Here is a 16,510-nt window from a genome sequence, read left to right as displayed (position 1 = left end):
TCATGGTTGATATCAATCAGATCCCGACCCGCCGTCCTTTCCATCGCCGTCGCAAGACGTGCCCGTTCTCCGGCTCCAACGCGCCGAAGATCGATTATAAGGACATCAAGCTTTTGCAGCGCTACATTTCCGAGCGCGGCAAGATCGTTCCTTCCCGTATCACGGCTGTCAGCCAGAAGAAGCAGCGCGAACTCGCCAAGGCGATCAAGCGCGCCCGTTTCCTCGGCCTACTGCCTTACATCGTAAAGTAAGAAGAATTGCAGGGGGCGGTTTCCCGCCTCCTGTCCTGCGTTGCGGTGGGCGCAGCGCAGTATTAAAAACCCCAAGTTGAGGTGCAGCGCCTGATCGCCGCCTCTAACTGCAAAACCGGCAAAGCCGGAGCAGGACAGCGAGAATATGAGATTCAATGGAGCCATCATCGGTGTCGGCATAGTGGCGGGGCTTGCTTCGGCTCTGATGTCGTCCGGCGTCATCACCCAATCGGGCCTGGCGATGGTACTCTATTTCCTCACGCCATTGCCTATTTTCGCCGCAGCGCTTGGCTGGGGTTCGAGCGCGGGTATTCTCGCCGCAGCCATTGCCACAATCGCAGTTGGTATTTTCGCGGTACCTATGGCGGCGCTGCTAATGGCGCTGACGAGTTATATTCCGGCTGCGGTCGGCGCCTACCTGTCCGGACTCGCGCGTCCCGCCGACGAACTGGGCGGCCCTAAGGACGTGATGGTGTGGTATCCGCTTTCGGATATCACTTTCCGTCTGGCCCTCATGGTCGCAGCCAGCTTCATCGTCATCGGCGCAATCATCGGTTTCGGGCCTGATATGGTCGGGGAACTGGCAAGCGCACTGATCGACCGGATTGCCGAAGCCGATCCGCAATTCACCCCCGGCGACGAAATGCGGCAGAGTGTCACAGCCCTGCTGATGATCGCATTGCCTGCGATCCAGCCCGCAACCTGCGTGGCCATTCTGGTCGGCAATCTCTATCTGGCGCTGCGGCTCACTGCCCTGTCGGGCCGCCTGCGCCGCCCGCGTGACGACTGGCCCTCGACGCTTCGTATGCCGCGCCAGGCGCTTTTAGTCTTTGCGGTCGCTCTCGCGGTCGCTTTCCTCCCCGGCACAGCCGGCGTGATTGCGACCGTTGTCGCCGGTGCGTTGAGCGCCGGTTTCATGATGGCGGGACTTGCGATTTTCCATCAGCGCACACGCGGCAAGGCGTGGCGCCCGGTGGTACTGTGGTTCGTCTATGTGGCGATCCTGCTTTTCGCATTCCTGCTTTTTGTTTTCATGGTTTTCGGGCTTTTCGACACATCGCGCGGCGCACCCGTTTCGAAAATGCCGGAATCCGGCACTCATTAGACCAAATTAAAACTCGAAAGGAAACTCCAATGGACGTCATTCTTCTGGAACGTATTGGCCGTCTCGGCCAGATGGGCGAAACCGTCAAGGTCAAGGACGGCTATGCACGCAATTTCCTGCTGCCGCAGGGCAAGGCGCTGCGCGCCAATGAAGCCAACAAGAAGAAGTTCGAAGGCCAGCGCGCACAGCTCGAAGCCCAGAACCTGGAACGCAAGAAGGAAGCCGATGCCGTTGCTGAAAAGCTCAATGGCACAAGTTTCGTCGTCGTGCGTTCGGCTGGTGAAACCGGCCAGCTTTACGGTTCTGTCTCAACCCGCGACATTGCCGAAATCGTTACTGAAAACGGTTTCAGCCTGCACCGCAACCAGGTGGAACTGAACCACCCGATCAAGACCATCGGTGTGCATCAGATCGTCATTTCTCTGCATCCGGAAGTCGAAGTGACGGTTGCGATCAACATTGCCCGTTCGACCGAAGAAGCCGAACGTCAGTCAAAGGGTGAAGACCTGACCACCATCGAAGCCATCTACGGCATCGAAGAACAGCCGCTTGCCGAAGAATATTTCGACGAAGACGAAGAAGCTGAAGGCGAAGAAGAGGCATAATCGCCTCTCAGGTCATCGGGAGCCTGGCCTTTTAAGGCATGCTTCCAACGGTAGTAAACTTTATATGATCAAGCCCGGCGGCCTCTGCCGGGCTTTTTCTCTTTCCAGAACGGGAAAAGTGCCTATTCTTCATATCAGTACTATTACAGGTTCAAGATTGGAGAGGTGCTGAAGGGAACATTCATGCTGCACTGGCATTGAAAACCGCCTGTCATGCAACATGAATGTATGCACTGCTTCAATCCCCAGAAGGGAGATGGGGCAATGAATGGGACATTGCGTGTTGTTCTCAACCATATGATCAAAACCGGCGACCTCGCGGTCACTGATGCGGACGGTGCACGGTTCTCCTATGGCGACAAAACCGGCACGCCCGTACACATCCGCTTCAATTCCGCCCATGCCGAGCGCGCGGTTGCCTTCAATCCCGAACTCAAGCTCGCTGAATGTTTCATGGATGGTGAGATCGATTTTCTGGAAGGCGACATTTACACGCTGCTCCAGATCGTCTTTGAAAATACCGGCCCCACAGCGGCAAAAGAGCCGTGGATGCGGGCGATGGGGCATCTACGCATTTTGTTCCGCCGCTTCCAGCAGATGAATACGCTCACCCGCTCGTCCAACAACATTAAAAGTCATTACGATCTTTCGGGCGAGCTTTACGATCTGTTCCTCGACCCCGACAAGCAATATTCCTGCGCCTATTTCGATCCGCCCAACGCAACGCTGCCACAAGCGCAGCTTGCCAAAAAGCGCCATATTGCAGCAAAGCTTCTCCTTAAAGAGGGGCACAAGGTTCTCGATATCGGCTGCGGCTGGGGCGGAATGGGGCTTTATCTCGCCCGCTTCCTCAAGGCCAATGTAACGGGGGTCACGCTTTCGGAAGAGCAATATACCATCGCCAACAAGCGTGCAGCCGAAGAAGGACTTGCCGACCGCGCGAATTTTCAACTTACCGACTATCGCAAGATCGATGACAAATTCGACCGGCTTGTCTCGGTCGGCATGTTCGAGCATGTCGGCGTGGGTCATTTCGCCGAATATTTCGAGCATGCGGCGCGGCTGATGAAGCCTGACGGCATTTTTATGCTGCACGCCATCGGTCGTGCCGACGGTCCCGGCGCAACCAATCCCTTTATCCGCAAATATATCTTCCCCGGCGGTTATATTCCCGCGCTTTCGGAAGTACTGCCGCATATCGAGAAAGCCGGGCTTTACGTGACCGACATCGAAATCCTGCGGCTGCATTATGCCGAAACGCTCAAAGAGTGGCGCAAGGCCTTCATGGCAAATCGCGATCGGGCCAAAGCGCTTTATGACGAACGCTTCTGCCGCACGTGGGAGTTTTATCTGGCCGCCTCCGAAAGCGCCTTCCGCTGGCAGAACATGATGGTCTTCCATATCCAGATCGCCCACAAGCAGGAGTCCGTACCGCTAACCCGCAACTATATCGAAGCGGAGGAAAAGCGGCTCAAGCGCCTCGACAGCGCCCCCAAGGGAGCAAACAGCGAAACGGAATCAGCAAGGAAAAGCATAAAAGCCTGATGTGCGCCAGCGCACGTCAAGAACATATTGTGCGTGGTTTCCTCCGCTCTGTGGATGACTGTGAATCATGGTATGCTTTCCCTCTTTCAGCAAAACTTGGGCCAGGCGGCGTTGCCTTTGACGCCACTTAGGCGCTAGCTGAAAGGATCAGGGACAGGATCAGAGAATCATGGCGGAAGCGGCATTACGCAAACTCGACGATATGCGCGATCAAAAGGACACGCTTTATCGCGAGGCTCCTCACAATATTGAGGCGGAGCAGGCGCTTTTGGGCGCAATCCTTATCAATAATGACGCTTTCTACCGGGTTTCGGATTTTCTCAAGCCAACCCATTTCTTTGAGCCGCTGCACCGGCGCATTTATGAAATCTCGACCGATCTGATCCGCGTCGGCAAGATGGCCAATCCGGTCACGATGAAGACCTTCCTGCCCAATGAGGGCAAGATCGGCGATCTGACGGTTTTCCAATATGTCGCGCGTCTTGCCACCGAGGCCGTCACCATCATCAATGCCGAGGACTATGGCCGCGCGATTTATGATCTTGCGACGCGCCGCGCGCTGATCGGCATTGGCGAGGACATGGTCAATGTCGCCTATGACGCCCCGGTCGACAATGCCCCGCAGGAACAGATCGAGGACGCCGAGCGCCGCCTGTTCGAGCTTGCCGAAACAGGCCGTTACGATGGCGGCTTCCAGCCGTTCAAGGATGCAGTGACAACCGCCGTCGACATGGCCAATGCCGCCTTCATGCGCGACGGCCATCTGTCGGGCATTTCCACGGGCATCCATGCGCTGGACAACAAGATGGGCGGCTTGCAGCCCTCCGATCTTGTCATTCTGGCAGGACGTCCGGGCATGGGTAAAACCTCGCTTGCAACCAATATCGCCTTCAATATTGCAAGCGTTTATGAGTCCGAGCAGCAGGCGGATGGATCGATAAAGGCCAAGAATGGCGGCGTGGTTGGCTTCTTCTCGCTGGAAATGTCGGCGGAACAGCTCGCCACCCGTATCATTTCCGAGCAGACGGAAGTCAGCTCATCGAAAATCCGCCGCGGCGATATTACCGAAACCGATTTCGAGAAGCTCGTCGCCTGTTCGCAGGTCATGCAGAAAATCCCGCTCTATATCGACCAGACCGGCGGCATTTCCATTGCACAGCTTGCGGCGCGCGCGCGCCGTCTCAAGCGCCAGCGCGGCCTCGACGTACTGGTGATCGACTATGTGCAGCTGATGACCGGCTCGTCCAAGGCGTCATCGCAGAACCGCGTGCAGGAAATCACCGAAATTACCACTGGCCTCAAGGCGCTCGGCAAGGAACTCAATGTTCCCATCATTGCGCTGTCACAGCTCTCTCGTCAGGTGGAGAGCCGCGACGACAAACGCCCGCAGCTTTCCGACCTTCGTGAATCGGGCTCCATCGAGCAGGACGCCGACGTGGTGCTGTTCGTGTTTCGCGAGGAATATTACGTCAAGAATCTCGAACCGCGCGACGAATTCGATCCGAAATACGAAGAATGGCGGCAGCAGTTTGAAAAAGTGCGCGGCACGGCCGATGTCATCATTGCCAAGCAGCGCCATGGACCGACCGGCACCGTCAAGCTCGCCTTCCAGGCCGAATATACGCGCTTTGCCGATCTGGCCGAGGGTTCCTACCTGCCCGAACAATACGAATAGGTTTTTTTAAAAACCAAGAAACCGCAGCAGCGCAACGCAGGCAACGCCGAGCGCGGTTGCGCCAAGCAATGGCAGGCGCAGAGCGGCGAATGCAGTGATGGCGCAACTGATCGTTTCGGCTGCGCCGGTCATCAGCGCGGTAGGCGCAACCACCGCCATCAGTACGGCGGGCGGAATGGCTGTCAGCGCTTCCTGCGCGCGTGCCGACAATTTGACATAGCGCATCATCACAAGCCCCGAAAGCCGGATCAATGCCGTGGCTATGGCCATGGCGAGAATGGCGATCAGCGTGGAAAAATCGAGCATCATGGCGCGTTTTCCTCCTGTGCGGCTGGTTCGTGGACCATGGCGACGGCAAGACCCGCAAGCGCGCCGGCTGCAATATACCAGACGCCGCCGAGCAATTGATGAGCAGCGATTGCGGCAATTGCGCTGGCCAGCAGCACCGCACCCGTGCGCCGTCCCTTCCAGAAATTCATCATCAGGACGATAAAGACCGCCGGAAAGGCGAAATCCAGCCCGATCAAGGCCGGATCGCCCAGCGTGTTGCCGACAAGCGCGCCAAACAGCGACGACAGCACCCATGCCGCATAAAAGGGCAGCGCAATACCGGCATACCAGATCGGCGTCAGCCTGCCTTCGCGCGCTTTCAATTCCGCAATCGCCCATATTTCATCGGTGAGAAACAGGATCGCCGCATATTTGCGCCAGCCGGTGAACTGCCCGATGTGGGGGCTGATCGAGGCCGACATAAGCACAAGGCGCAAATTGACGAGGAGAGCCGCGAAGCCCACCGCCGTCCAGCTTGCGGGATGGGTCCATATATCCATCGCCACGAATTGCGAACCGCCCGCGAAGACCAGAGCGCTCATCAACACCACTTCGAGCGTCGAAAGCCCCTTGCCTGCCGCGACCGCGCCATAGATCACCCCGATGGGGATGACGGCTGCAATCAGCGGTATCATCACGCGCGTGCCTGACAAAAATTCCTTTTTCATCCGCCCGCTATAACGGGCTGATTCTCTTTTGTCTTGAGTGAAAATGCGGGACAATGAAAGCCACTGGGCCTCAGCCTCTTGATTCCTGTTTTGTTCTCATTTACCACAGATTCTGCAAAAGCAGAATCGGGGAAGCATGGCCAAGTCGCGCGTTCAGTTCATCTGCCAGAATTGCGGTGCGGTGCATTCGCGCTGGAGCGGCAAATGCGATTCGTGCGGCGAGTGGAATACGCTTGTCGAGGAAGGCACCAATAGCGGGATCGGCTCCGGCCCTGGCTCCATGCTGAGCAAACGCAAGGGCCGCGCGGTGGCGCTCACCTCGCTTTCGGGCGACATAGAAGATGCGCCGCGCATCGTTTCGGGCATCAGCGAGCTTGACCGGGTGACGGGCGGCGGCTTCGTGCGCGGCTCAGCGGTGCTGATCGGCGGCGATCCGGGCATCGGCAAATCCACCCTTCTGACGCAGGCCGCAGCAGCCCTTGCCAATCGCGGCCATCGCGTCGTCTATGTGTCGGGCGAAGAAGCCGTGGCACAGATCAGGCTGCGCGCACAGCGTCTGGGCGTGGCATCCAGCGCCGTGGAGCTTGCAGCAGAAACCAATGTCGAGGACATTCTCGCAACCATTTCCGATGGCAAGCGGCCCGATCTCGTCATTATCGATTCCATCCAGACGCTATGGACGGATATGGCGGATTCGGCTCCCGGCACCGTGACGCAGGTGCGCTCTTCGGCGCAGGCGATGATCCGCTATGCCAAGCAGACGGGTGCCGCCGTGGTGCTGGTGGGCCATGTCACCAAGGACGGGCAGATCGCCGGTCCGCGCGTGGTCGAGCATATGGTCGATGGCGTGCTTTATTTTGAGGGCGAAGGCGGGCATCAATATCGCATCCTGCGCACAGTGAAAAACCGTTTCGGCCCGACCGACGAAATCGGCGTGTTTGAAATGTCGGATGGGGGCCTGCGCGAAGTTTCCAATCCATCAGAACTTTTTCTGGGCGAGCGCAACGCCAAGGCGCCGGGCGCTGCGGTCTTTGCAGGCATGGAAGGCACAAGGCCCGTTCTGGTCGAGATACAGGCGCTGGTTTCCCCCTCCTCGCTGGGCACGCCGCGCCGGGCGGTCGTGGGTTGGGACGGCAGCCGTCTCGCCATGATCCTTGCCGTTCTCGAATCGCATTGCGGGGTGCGTTTTGGGAACCATGATGTCTATCTCAATGTGGCTGGCGGTTATCGCATCAGCGAGCCGGCTGCCGATATTGGAGTGGCTGCGGCGCTGGTTTCATCGATGGCCGGTCTTGCCCTGCCCGCAGATTGTGTTTATTTCGGCGAGATCAGCCTTTCCGGTGCTGTTCGTGCGGTGTCACATGCAGTACAGAGGCTCAAGGAAGCAGAAAAGCTCGGCTTCCAGCAAGCAGTGGTGCCCGGCGGAAGCCGCGAATTGTGGAAAGACCGCGATTTCGGCCTTATGGAAACCACCGCCCTGTCCGATCTCGTTGCGCGCATCGCTGCATCGGGTCCGGGCAAAAAATAAGCACTATCTGTAGCCTGCGGGTTGCAGACCCCGAATTTAATGGGATTTGACAATGGAAGATTTCGTCAACCTTCCCATGTTATATTCCGGCAAGTTTGACCGCCCGGCAGACCGAAAGACACGCCGGACGCCCCCAGATTGAGGACAGGCCAGAATGCCGATTACCATGCTTGATGGAATTTTACTTGGGATAACGCTGGTTTCGGCCGTTCTGGCGATGGTGCGCGGTTTTTCCCGCGAAGTGCTTTCGCTGGTATCATGGGCAGCGGCGGCGGTAGCTGCCTACCTGTTCTACATGCCGGTCCTGCCCTTTGTGCAGCCCTATATCAGCAACGAGACCATCGCCAAGATCGCCGCCGCAGGCGCGGTTTTCCTTGTGGTTCTGATCGTCGTTTCGCTGATTACCATGAAAATCGCCGATTTCATCATCGACAGCCGCATCGGTGCGCTCGACCGCACGCTGGGCTTTCTGTTCGGGGCTGCGCGCGGCGTTCTTCTGGTCGTGGTCGCCATGCTGTTTTTCAACTGGCTCGTTCCGGCCAATCAGCCGGCATGGGTCAGCAATGCCAAATCCAAGCCGATGCTCGATTCCTTCGGGCAGCAACTCATCGACCTGCTGCCCGCCGATCCGGAATCGGCGATCAAGAAATTCAGGACCGGACAGGAAGCCCCAGCCACACCTGAAGGCCAGACTGAAACGCCCGTGCCCGACGACACACCGGCTGCGAACTGATCCGAAATGCAATTTTACCGACCGGCAGCCCAAGCTGCCGGTTATGTCTGTTTTTAGCCTCAATAAGTCTTATATAGCGGGGGAGACCATGCCGCGTGCAAGGGATTGCTTTCAAAAAAGCGCCCTTTCATGTAAAGGTTGCTTTTAACAACCCGCAATCGAAAGGCCTTGCGGACAATGTTCCAACAATCGCATGATGAGACGTCCTTTTCGCTGGACGATGACACGCTGCATGAAGAGTGCGGTGTATTCGGCATTCTCGGCCATGAGGACGCCGCCGCTTTGACTGCGCTGGGGCTACACGCTCTTCAGCATCGCGGTCAGGAAGCAGCGGGTATCGTTTCTTATCATCACCGCCGTTTTCATTCCGAACGGCATATGGGACTGGTCGGCGACCACTTCACCGACCCTGCAACGCTGCACCGCCTGCCCGGCAACCGCGCAATGGGCCATGTGCGCTATTCCACTACCGGCGAAACGATCCTGCGCAATGTGCAGCCGCTTTTCGCCGAGCTGGAAGTCGGCGGCATCGCCATTGCGCATAACGGCAATTTCACCAACGGCATCACGCTGCGCAGGCAGCTCATCGCGTCGGGCGCGATCTTTCAGGCCACTTCCGATTCGGAAGTCGTGCTGCACCTGATCGCACGTTCGCGCTTCACCTCGTCGTCGGACCGTTTCGTGGATGCGATCCGTCAGGTCGAGGGCGGCTACGCCATGCTGGCGCTGACCCGCACCAAGCTCATCGCCGCGCGTGACCCAACCGGCATCCGCCCGCTCGTCATGGGCGAACTCGACGGCAAGCCGATCTTCTGTTCGGAGACCTGCGCTCTCGATATTATCGGCGCGACCTATGTGCGCGACGTCGAGAATGGCGAAGTGATCGTCTGCGAAATTCAGAAAGACGGTTCCATCACCACGGAATCTATCAAGCCGGAAAACCCGCAGCCCGAACGGTTGTGCCTGTTCGAATATGTCTATTTCGCCCGACCCGACTCGGTTGTCGGCGGACGCAGCATCTACGTCGCGCGCAAGAATATGGGCATCAATCTGGCAGCGGAAGCCGGTGTCGAAGCCGATGTCGTCGTGCCGGTGCCCGATGGCGGTACACCCGCCGCGCTCGGCTATGCACAGGCCAGCGGTATTCCGTTCGAATATGGCATCATCCGCAATCACTATGTGGGCCGCACCTTCATCGAGCCGACGCAGCAGATTCGCGCGCTTGGCGTGAAGCTCAAGCATTCGGCCAATCGCGCCATGATCGAAGGCAAGCGCGTGGTGCTGGTGGATGATTCCATCGTGCGCGGCACGACCTCTGTCAAGATCGTGCAGATGATCCGCGATGCGGGCGCGAAGGAAGTGCATATTCGTGTTGCAAGCCCGATGATCTATCATCCGGATTTTTACGGCATCGATACGCCTCACGCCGACAAGCTGCTGGCCAACCAGCACGAAAATCTCGAATCCATGTGCCGCTACATCGGCGCGGATTCGCTGGCCTTCCTTTCCATTGACGGGCTTTACCGGGCCGTGGGCGGGAAGCCGCGTGATCCGAAGGCTCCCGCCTTCACTGACCATTATTTCACGGGTGAATATCCGACCCGCCTTCTTGATCAGGCAGGCGAAAGCAATGTGCATACATTGTCGCTTCTCGCCTCCAACGGCTGATCGTCATCATTCACGCAGGCGGCCCCAAAGGCCGCCTCGCCTTTTTCAACAGGTAATCCGGGGACAGAAATGACTATCGACCTTACAGGCCGGCTGGCTTTGGTAACGGGCGCATCGCGCGGTATTGGCTATTTCCTTTCGCTCGAACTCGCCAAGCGCGGCGCGCATGTGATCGCGGTTGCGCGCACGGTCGGGGGCTTGGAAGAACTTGACGACGATATCCGCAAGATCGGCGGCAATGCCACGCTCGTGCCACTCGACATCACCGATATGGAAGCCATCGACCGTCTGGGCGGCTCCATTCATGAGCGCTGGGGCAAGCTCGACATCATGGTCGCCAATGCGGGCGTACTGGGCACGATCTCGCCCATCGGCCATGTCGAAGCCAAGACCTTCGAAAAGGTCATGAATGTCAATGTCACCAGCGTTTGGCGGCTGATCCGCTCGACCGACCCGCTGCTGCGCGCCTCCGATGCGGGCCGCGCAATCCTGCTTTCATCGGGTGTTGCCCATTCCTGCCGTGCTTTCTGGGCGCCCTATGCAGCTTCCAAGGCTGCGGTGGAAGTGATGGCGCGAAGCTGGGCCGAAGAAACAAAGCAGATGAAGCTCAGAGTCAATTCGGTCAATCCGGGCGCAACCCGCACCGCCATGCGCGCGCAGGCGATGCCGGGCGAAGACCCCGATACCCTGCCCACGCCGCAATCGGTCGCAGAAAAGATCGTAAAGCTCGCCGATCCGGCGCTCGGTGTCACCGGAAAGCTGTTCGATGTGCGTCAGGACCGCTTCCTCGACTACCACTTGCCAAGCTGATTTATTTCTTCCGGCCTTGCCTATAAGCAGGGCCGGTTCTATTTATTGATTGATCTTCCCGCGTAGAGCGCCGTGCGTGCTTTCCGAAAATCAATTACGATTTTCGGGCTGATGCTGTTGCCGTCTTGCGGCTCATTTTTTCAGCGTCCCTTCTCCCCTTTCAGAACTATTCATCACGCGCTGACTGGTTTGGCGCGCATTTCACTTTGCCATTGGATGCCTTATGACCAAAAATCACCAGCGCTTTATTGTCGTCAGCGGCGGGCCCGGATCGGGCAAAAGTACGCTGATCGACGCTTTGGAACGCAAAGGTTTCGCACGCACGCAAGAAGCAGGGCGCGCCATCATACAGGATCAGGTCGCCATCAACGGCCCCGCCCTGCCCTGGGCCGACCGTGCGCTTTTTGCCGAGCTGATGCTCTCATGGGAAATGCGGTCGCACATGCTTGCGCAGCATCTTGAAGGGCCTGTGTTTTTCGACCGCGGCGTGCCTGACGTCATCGGCTATCTGACACTGTGCGGACTACCGGTGCCCTCGCATATAGAGGAAGCAGCGAGCCGGATTCGATATAACAGAACGGTATTTCTCGCCCCGCCATGGGCGGAGATTTTCGCGCAGGATGCCGAGCGCAAACAGAATTTCGATGAAGCCGTACGAACCTTCGAGGCGATGGAAAAGACCTATCGCCGGTTTGGATATGAAGTCGCGCTCCTGCCGAAGTCATCGGTCAAGAAGCGCGTCGATTTCATCGAAGATCGGCTGCCGTCAGTTTTTGTCTGAGGACGTTTCGGCCTCTTGTGCCGCCTTGCGATCCGCCGCATCGCGGCGGTTCCACGCCATCAGGCTGACGGGCAGAAGGGCCACATAGGCCAGCGCCGTAAGGGTGAGCGTGTACCAGGTAAAGCTCATCAAGAAGGCCACATAGGCGACGACGAGCAGGATCAGCGGCACCACGAAATCGCGGCGGATCAGGCTTCCGGCGGTCTTTCCATTATAGACCGGTAGGCGGCTGACCAGAAGAAAGCCGATGGCGACGGTATAGACCGCGACGCCGTAAGCCAGCCACTTGCCTGGCGTAAGCCCCAGAAAACCAAGATAGACCGGCAACAGAACCAGCATGGCTCCCGCCGGTGCGGGAACGCCGATGAAATAGTTGTTCTGCCATGTCGGGCGGTTGGCATCTTCCAGCATCACATTGAAGCGCGCCAGACGCAGGCAGCAGGCAATAGCGTAAAGAAGGGCTGCAATCCAGCCAAAGGAACGCGCCTCATCAAGCACAAAGGCATAGAGAACCAGCGCCGGGGCGACGCCGAAATTGACGATATCGGCCAACGAATCCATCTGCTCACCGAATTTGGACGAGCCTTTCATCATGCGTGCGACACGCCCGTCAACACCGTCGAGGAAGGCTGCGACCAGCACCATCACCACGGCCATCTCGAAACGATGCTCGAACGCAAGGCGAACCCCGGTCAGGCCGGCGCAGATCGCAAGGACGGTGATGACATTGGGAATAACGATACGCAGCGGTATCTGCGAAAGCTTGGGGCCGCGCGAGGAATCCGCGCGGCCATTCGGCTCAAAGGGCGGGAAAGGTGTTTCCATCGGTTCAGGCAACCCGCACGACAGGTTCGGCGCGCACGTTGCCGAATTCGGCAAGCACAGTTTCGCCCGCAATCGCCGTCTGGCCAACGGCGACCCGCACTGCAGCACCGGCAGGCAGATAGACATCCACCCGCGAACCGAAGCGAATGAGCCCGAAGCGCTCGCCCACCGAAAGGCTATCGCTTTCGCGCGACCAGCAGACGATGCGGCGCGCCACCAGACCTGCAATCTGCACTACACCGACCTTGCCATGCGTAGTGTCAAGCAGGACACTGTTGCGCTCATTATCGGTGCTGGCCTTGTCAAGCTCGGCATTGAGGAATTTGCCGGGGCGGTGCACGATCTTTTCGATACGCCCACGCACCGGGGCACGGTTGATATGCACGGAAAATACGTTCATAAACACCGAAACGCGCATCAGGGGTTCGGCCCCCAAATCGAGCTCTGCGGGAGGCACGGCAAACCCGACAAAGGACACTTTGCCATCGGCAGGGCTGATGACGAGATCGTCATCAATCGGAGTAATGCGCTCGGGGTCGCGGTAAAAATAGATGCACCATACGGTCAGAACCAAGCCGATCCAGAACAGCGGTTCCCACAGCCAGCCCAGAATGAGCGAAACCACGAAAAACGCCGCTATGAAAGGATAGCCTTCCCGGTGGATCGGCACGAACGTATTACGGATAGTATCAGACAGGCTCATCGCATATTCCTCGCGTTTCGCCGTATTTACCCCATCCCGCCCGAAATCAGAAACAGTTTCGCAGTTTATTCACGGCTGTCAGCGGCGATCAAGCACATAACGGCATGTGTGAGCGCTGATCTTCTTCAACTAACCTCTGCGCCATAGGCAATTCCTGTCTCAAAGATCAAAAAATTCTGCACCTACGAGGACTGATCCTTCGTCGTTAGCCATGAATTGCCCATTTTCAATTTCCTTGACGATCTTAACCCGCCCCAGAGTCATCCCCTCTGCGGTTCTTTCTAATGCTGTGGCCGCTTTGACGGCACCCTTTTCCTGAATGTCCTTCGGGTTCGCTCTGAGAGCGCTGCCCAAGACCTTTCCCTTGTAAGCTTTTACAGGAGTATGCATATGCTGTGATATTTTGAAGGCCAAGGACTCTTCTCCACCCTCCCCGCCATAGCAAGTGAGAAGTCGTATGGAGGAAAAATCTCTTTCTTGTTTAGCGGCAGTAGCAATTTCGATAGGTTTTTGTGCATCGTACGGGATGCCGTCAAACCATATTCGACCGCCACCAGGAGAGCCATGCGCGACTATATTAAATCGTGGGGCCCCATGATATTCATCATAAAACGTAAATGACTTTGTTACACCAACCTCATCAAAACTCCCAATTTTTATATTAGACGCCCCATTAAACCCGCTCCTTACGTTTTCAATATATCTTTTTGTGTAGAAGCCCTGTCTACCACGCCACGTCGCGCGCTCAACATTATCCGCTATAAAAATTTGTGGCCCGCGTTCAAGCATTGTTGGACTATCATCCAACCCCATGTTCAACATCTGCCGTCGTTGGTTTAACAGGCCCTCAAAAAGAGATTCCGGGACAGGCCCAAATGGAAAATTATAATGTAAAAGCATCATCACCTCCAAAAGCTCAAATATACTACCTTTACGAGCAAGGTATACTGTTAGACTTTTGGATGTGACTACAGTTGGATTTGATTATTCAGCCGCAGGTGTGCCGCGCAGGACCACACCCATATCATCATTTTCACGCACCTTGCGCAGGCGCTCTTCGGCCTCGCTGGCTTCACGCTGGCGATCCCACATCGAAGCATAAAGCCCACCATGTCGCAGGAGCTCTCTATGGTTGCCGCGTTCGGCAATCATACCGTCTTTCAGCACGATGATCTCATCGACACCAATCACTGTTGATAGCCGGTGAGCGATCACCAATGTGGTGCGGCCGCGGCTGACAATATCGAGTGCCGACTGGATTTCCTGTTCGGTCGCGGTATCGAGCGCCGAAGTTGCCTCGTCGAGGATCAGGATCGGCGGCGCCTTGAGGATGGTGCGGGCTATGGCCACGCGCTGCTTCTCGCCGCCGGAAAGTTTCAGGCCGCGCTCGCCGACCATCGACTGGTAGCCCTCGGGCAGATGGCTGATGAAGCCGGAAATCTGCGCCAGCTCGGCTGCCCTTTCCACATCCTCTTCGCTCGCATCGGTGCGGCCATAACGGATATTATAGGAGATAGTGTCGTTGAACAGCACCGTATCCTGCGGCACCATGCCGATCACCTTGCGCAGGCTTTCCTGGCGAACGCCGCGCAGGTCCTGCCCGTCAATGGTGATCGAGCCCGACTGGATATCATAGAAACGGAAAAGCAGCCGCGAGATAGTCGATTTTCCCGCGCCTGACGGACCGACAATAGCCACCGTATGGCCAGCCGGAACGTCAAAGCTTATGCCTTTAAGGATCGGGCGGCTGGGATCATAGGCGAAATGCACGTCCTCAAAGCGGATCGCACCCTTGTCCACTCGCAGGTCCTGTGCACCCGGCCTGTCCACGACTTCCTGCTTGACATCGAGCAGGTCAAACATTTGTTCGATATCGGTGAGACCCTGCCGGATTTCACGATAGATGAAGCCAATGAAATTGAGCGGGATCGAAAGCTGCATCAAAAGCGCGTTGATGAAAACGAAGTCACCAAGGGTCTGCGTACCTTTCTGTACTTCCAGCGCCGACATGACCATGACGGCGGCCATGCCGACGCCGAAAATCACGGCCTGCCCGAAATTGAGCCAGCCAAGCGAAGTCCAGGTCTGCGTCGCGGCCTTTTCGTAACGCGCCATCGCCCCGTCGAAGCGCCGAGCCTCCATGGCCTCGTTGCCGAAATATTTGACCGTCTCGAAATTGAGCAGCGAATCGATGGCCTTGGTATTGGCGTCGGTATCGGAATCGTTCATCTCGCGGCGAATATTGATACGCCAGTCGCTCGCCTTGATGGTGAACCACGTATAGGCCCACACCGTCGCCGCCACCACCAGGAGATAGGATATTCCATAGGCGAAAGCGAAGATGATCGCGGTCAGCGCGAATTCCAGAATGGTCGGCAGCGTGTTAAGAATGGTGAAACGGACAATGGTTTCAATGCCCTTGGTACCGCGCTCTATAACCCGCGAAAGCCCACCAGTGCGTCTTTCCAGATGAAAGCGTAGCGAAAGCTGGTGCATGTGCACGAAGGTGCGATAGGCGAGCTGGCGCACGGCATATTGGCCAACGCTGGCAAAAAGCGCATCTCGCAACTGATTGAGGCCCGCCTGCACGATCTTGGCGCCATTATAGGCCAGTACCAGCATGACCGCGCCAATGAGGAACAGCGGTATGTAATCGGGCGCATCAAGCTGCCCATTGAGCGCATTCGTCACCCATTTGAAGAAATAGGGAACGAGGATCAGAACGATCTTCGAAAAGACCAGAAACACCGTCGCCCATACGACCCGCATGCGCAGATCGGGGCGGTCGGACGGCCACATATAGGGCCATAAATTGCGCAATGTTCTAAGCGTCTCGCCGGAATCAGCAGAAACCGTCTTGGGGGAACTCATAGTTATGTTCTTTCAAGTCAAACAGCGCTACAGCAATTGGTCGTGAGCGCAGTCAAATGGTCGCAAATAGCATGGAGCTGAGGCCGGTTGACGCTATAACGAGAGGTCTGACGCTCCGGTCGATAGTCGATAAGCCCCGTCTGCACCAGCACTTTGAGATGCTGCGAAACGGTAGACTGAGCCAGATCAAGCCGACCAACAATATCCTTGCAGCAGCAAGCTTCTTCCAAAATCAACTGCCTGAGAATGGCGACGCGCACGGGATGACCCAGCGCTGCATAAATGCGCGCGGCATCATCATCGTCTATCGCCACACCGCGCTCCTTTTCAAGGACCTCGGATTGCTTCTCAACTGAAACATTCATCGTATATCGACGATATACGATTGTTCCCGTGACATCAACATATGGCG

The 16,510-nt window shown here is 57.2% G+C and carries 17 protein-coding genes; 10 read left to right on the top strand and 7 right to left on the bottom strand.

Features of this window, described 5'->3' with window-relative positions; all coding sequences use genetic code 11:
- Positions 1–2: 2 nt before the first annotated feature.
- The 5 genes from rpsR (at position 3) to KUG47_RS03430 (ending at position 5,181) form a co-directional block, all read left to right on the top strand.
- Positions 3–251: a 30S ribosomal protein S18 gene (gene rpsR, locus KUG47_RS03450; RefSeq protein ID WP_217676530.1), complete on the top strand. Its 249-nt coding sequence runs from the start codon at positions 3–5 to the stop codon at positions 249–251.
- 145 nt (positions 252–396) lie between these two features.
- Positions 397–1,356: a DUF2232 domain-containing protein gene (locus tag KUG47_RS03445; protein ID WP_217676529.1), complete on the top strand. Its 960-nt coding sequence runs from the start codon at positions 397–399 to the stop codon at positions 1,354–1,356.
- A gap of 29 nt (positions 1,357–1,385) precedes the next feature.
- Positions 1,386–1,961 carry a 50S ribosomal protein L9 gene (gene rplI, locus KUG47_RS03440; protein ID WP_217676528.1) on the top strand — a complete coding sequence of 192 codons (576 nt, stop codon included), beginning with the start codon at positions 1,386–1,388 and terminating at the stop codon, positions 1,959–1,961.
- 264 nt (positions 1,962–2,225) lie between these two features.
- Complete coding sequence (locus KUG47_RS03435; RefSeq protein ID WP_217676527.1) at positions 2,226–3,506, top strand: cyclopropane fatty acid synthase; 1,281 nt, start codon at positions 2,226–2,228, stop codon at positions 3,504–3,506.
- 169 nt (positions 3,507–3,675) lie between these two features.
- On the top strand, positions 3,676–5,181 hold the full coding sequence (locus KUG47_RS03430; protein WP_217676526.1) for a replicative DNA helicase: 1,506 nt from the start codon (positions 3,676–3,678) through the stop codon (positions 5,179–5,181).
- A 6-nt stretch (positions 5,182–5,187) separates the two neighbouring features.
- Here KUG47_RS03430 and KUG47_RS03425 read toward each other — a convergent pair whose 3' ends face one another.
- Both KUG47_RS03425 and KUG47_RS03420 read right to left on the bottom strand, forming a co-directional pair.
- Positions 5,188–5,490 (bottom strand): AzlD family protein, encoded by a 303-nt coding sequence (locus KUG47_RS03425; RefSeq protein ID WP_217676525.1) that lies wholly within the window; start codon positions 5,488–5,490, stop codon positions 5,188–5,190.
- Complete coding sequence (locus tag KUG47_RS03420) at positions 5,487–6,179, bottom strand: AzlC family ABC transporter permease (RefSeq protein ID WP_217676524.1); 693 nt, start codon at positions 6,177–6,179, stop codon at positions 5,487–5,489. The genes KUG47_RS03425 and KUG47_RS03420 overlap by 4 nt, the downstream gene beginning before the upstream one ends.
- Before the next feature lie 136 nt (positions 6,180–6,315).
- Between KUG47_RS03420 and radA the strand changes: the two genes are divergently transcribed.
- The 5 genes from radA (at position 6,316) to KUG47_RS03395 (ending at position 11,699) form a co-directional block, all read left to right on the top strand.
- Positions 6,316–7,707, top strand: a complete 1,392-nt coding sequence (radA, locus tag KUG47_RS03415) for a DNA repair protein RadA (RefSeq protein WP_217676523.1) — start codon at positions 6,316–6,318, stop codon at positions 7,705–7,707.
- Positions 7,708–7,861: 154 nt separating this feature from the next.
- The gene (locus tag KUG47_RS03410) at positions 7,862–8,440 is read left to right on the top strand and encodes a CvpA family protein (protein ID WP_217676522.1); all 579 of its coding nucleotides are present in this window, start codon (positions 7,862–7,864) and stop codon (positions 8,438–8,440) included.
- Between the two features lie 177 nt (positions 8,441–8,617).
- Positions 8,618–10,108, top strand: a complete 1,491-nt coding sequence (gene purF / locus KUG47_RS03405) for an amidophosphoribosyltransferase (protein WP_217676521.1) — start codon at positions 8,618–8,620, stop codon at positions 10,106–10,108.
- 69 nt (positions 10,109–10,177) lie between these two features.
- Positions 10,178–10,918 carry an SDR family NAD(P)-dependent oxidoreductase gene (locus KUG47_RS03400; RefSeq protein ID WP_217676520.1) on the top strand — a complete coding sequence of 247 codons (741 nt, stop codon included), beginning with the start codon at positions 10,178–10,180 and terminating at the stop codon, positions 10,916–10,918.
- Positions 10,919–11,141: 223 nt separating this feature from the next.
- Positions 11,142–11,699 carry an AAA family ATPase gene (locus KUG47_RS03395; RefSeq protein ID WP_217676519.1) on the top strand — a complete coding sequence of 186 codons (558 nt, stop codon included), beginning with the start codon at positions 11,142–11,144 and terminating at the stop codon, positions 11,697–11,699.
- Here KUG47_RS03395 and pssA read toward each other — a convergent pair.
- The 5 genes from pssA to KUG47_RS03370 form a co-directional block, all read right to left on the bottom strand.
- Complete coding sequence (gene pssA, locus KUG47_RS03390) at positions 11,685–12,524, bottom strand: CDP-diacylglycerol--serine O-phosphatidyltransferase (RefSeq protein ID WP_217676518.1); 840 nt, start codon at positions 12,522–12,524, stop codon at positions 11,685–11,687. The two genes, KUG47_RS03395 and pssA, sit on opposite strands and share 15 nt — an antisense overlap.
- A 4-nt stretch (positions 12,525–12,528) precedes the next feature.
- Positions 12,529–13,296: a phosphatidylserine decarboxylase gene (locus tag KUG47_RS03385; RefSeq protein WP_340162784.1), complete on the bottom strand. Its 768-nt coding sequence runs from the start codon at positions 13,294–13,296 to the stop codon at positions 12,529–12,531.
- Between the two features lie 90 nt (positions 13,297–13,386).
- A complete protein-coding gene (locus KUG47_RS03380) occupies positions 13,387–14,130 on the bottom strand; it encodes a hypothetical protein (protein ID WP_217676516.1) in 744 nt (247 codons plus the stop codon).
- A gap of 81 nt (positions 14,131–14,211) precedes the next feature.
- Positions 14,212–16,098: an ABCB family ABC transporter ATP-binding protein/permease gene (locus KUG47_RS03375; protein WP_217676515.1), complete on the bottom strand. Its 1,887-nt coding sequence runs from the start codon at positions 16,096–16,098 to the stop codon at positions 14,212–14,214.
- Positions 16,099–16,115: 17 nt separating this feature from the next.
- Positions 16,116–16,463 (bottom strand): ArsR/SmtB family transcription factor, encoded by a 348-nt coding sequence (locus KUG47_RS03370; protein WP_217676514.1) that lies wholly within the window; start codon positions 16,461–16,463, stop codon positions 16,116–16,118.
- Positions 16,464–16,510 lie beyond the last annotated feature (47 nt).

The sequence above is a fragment of the Falsochrobactrum tianjinense genome, assembly GCF_019100495.1.
GTDB lineage: Bacteria > Pseudomonadota > Alphaproteobacteria > Rhizobiales > Rhizobiaceae > Brucella > Brucella tianjinense.
Note: the sequence above shows the minus strand (reverse complement) of the source record. Positions and strands in the feature narration are given on the sequence as shown.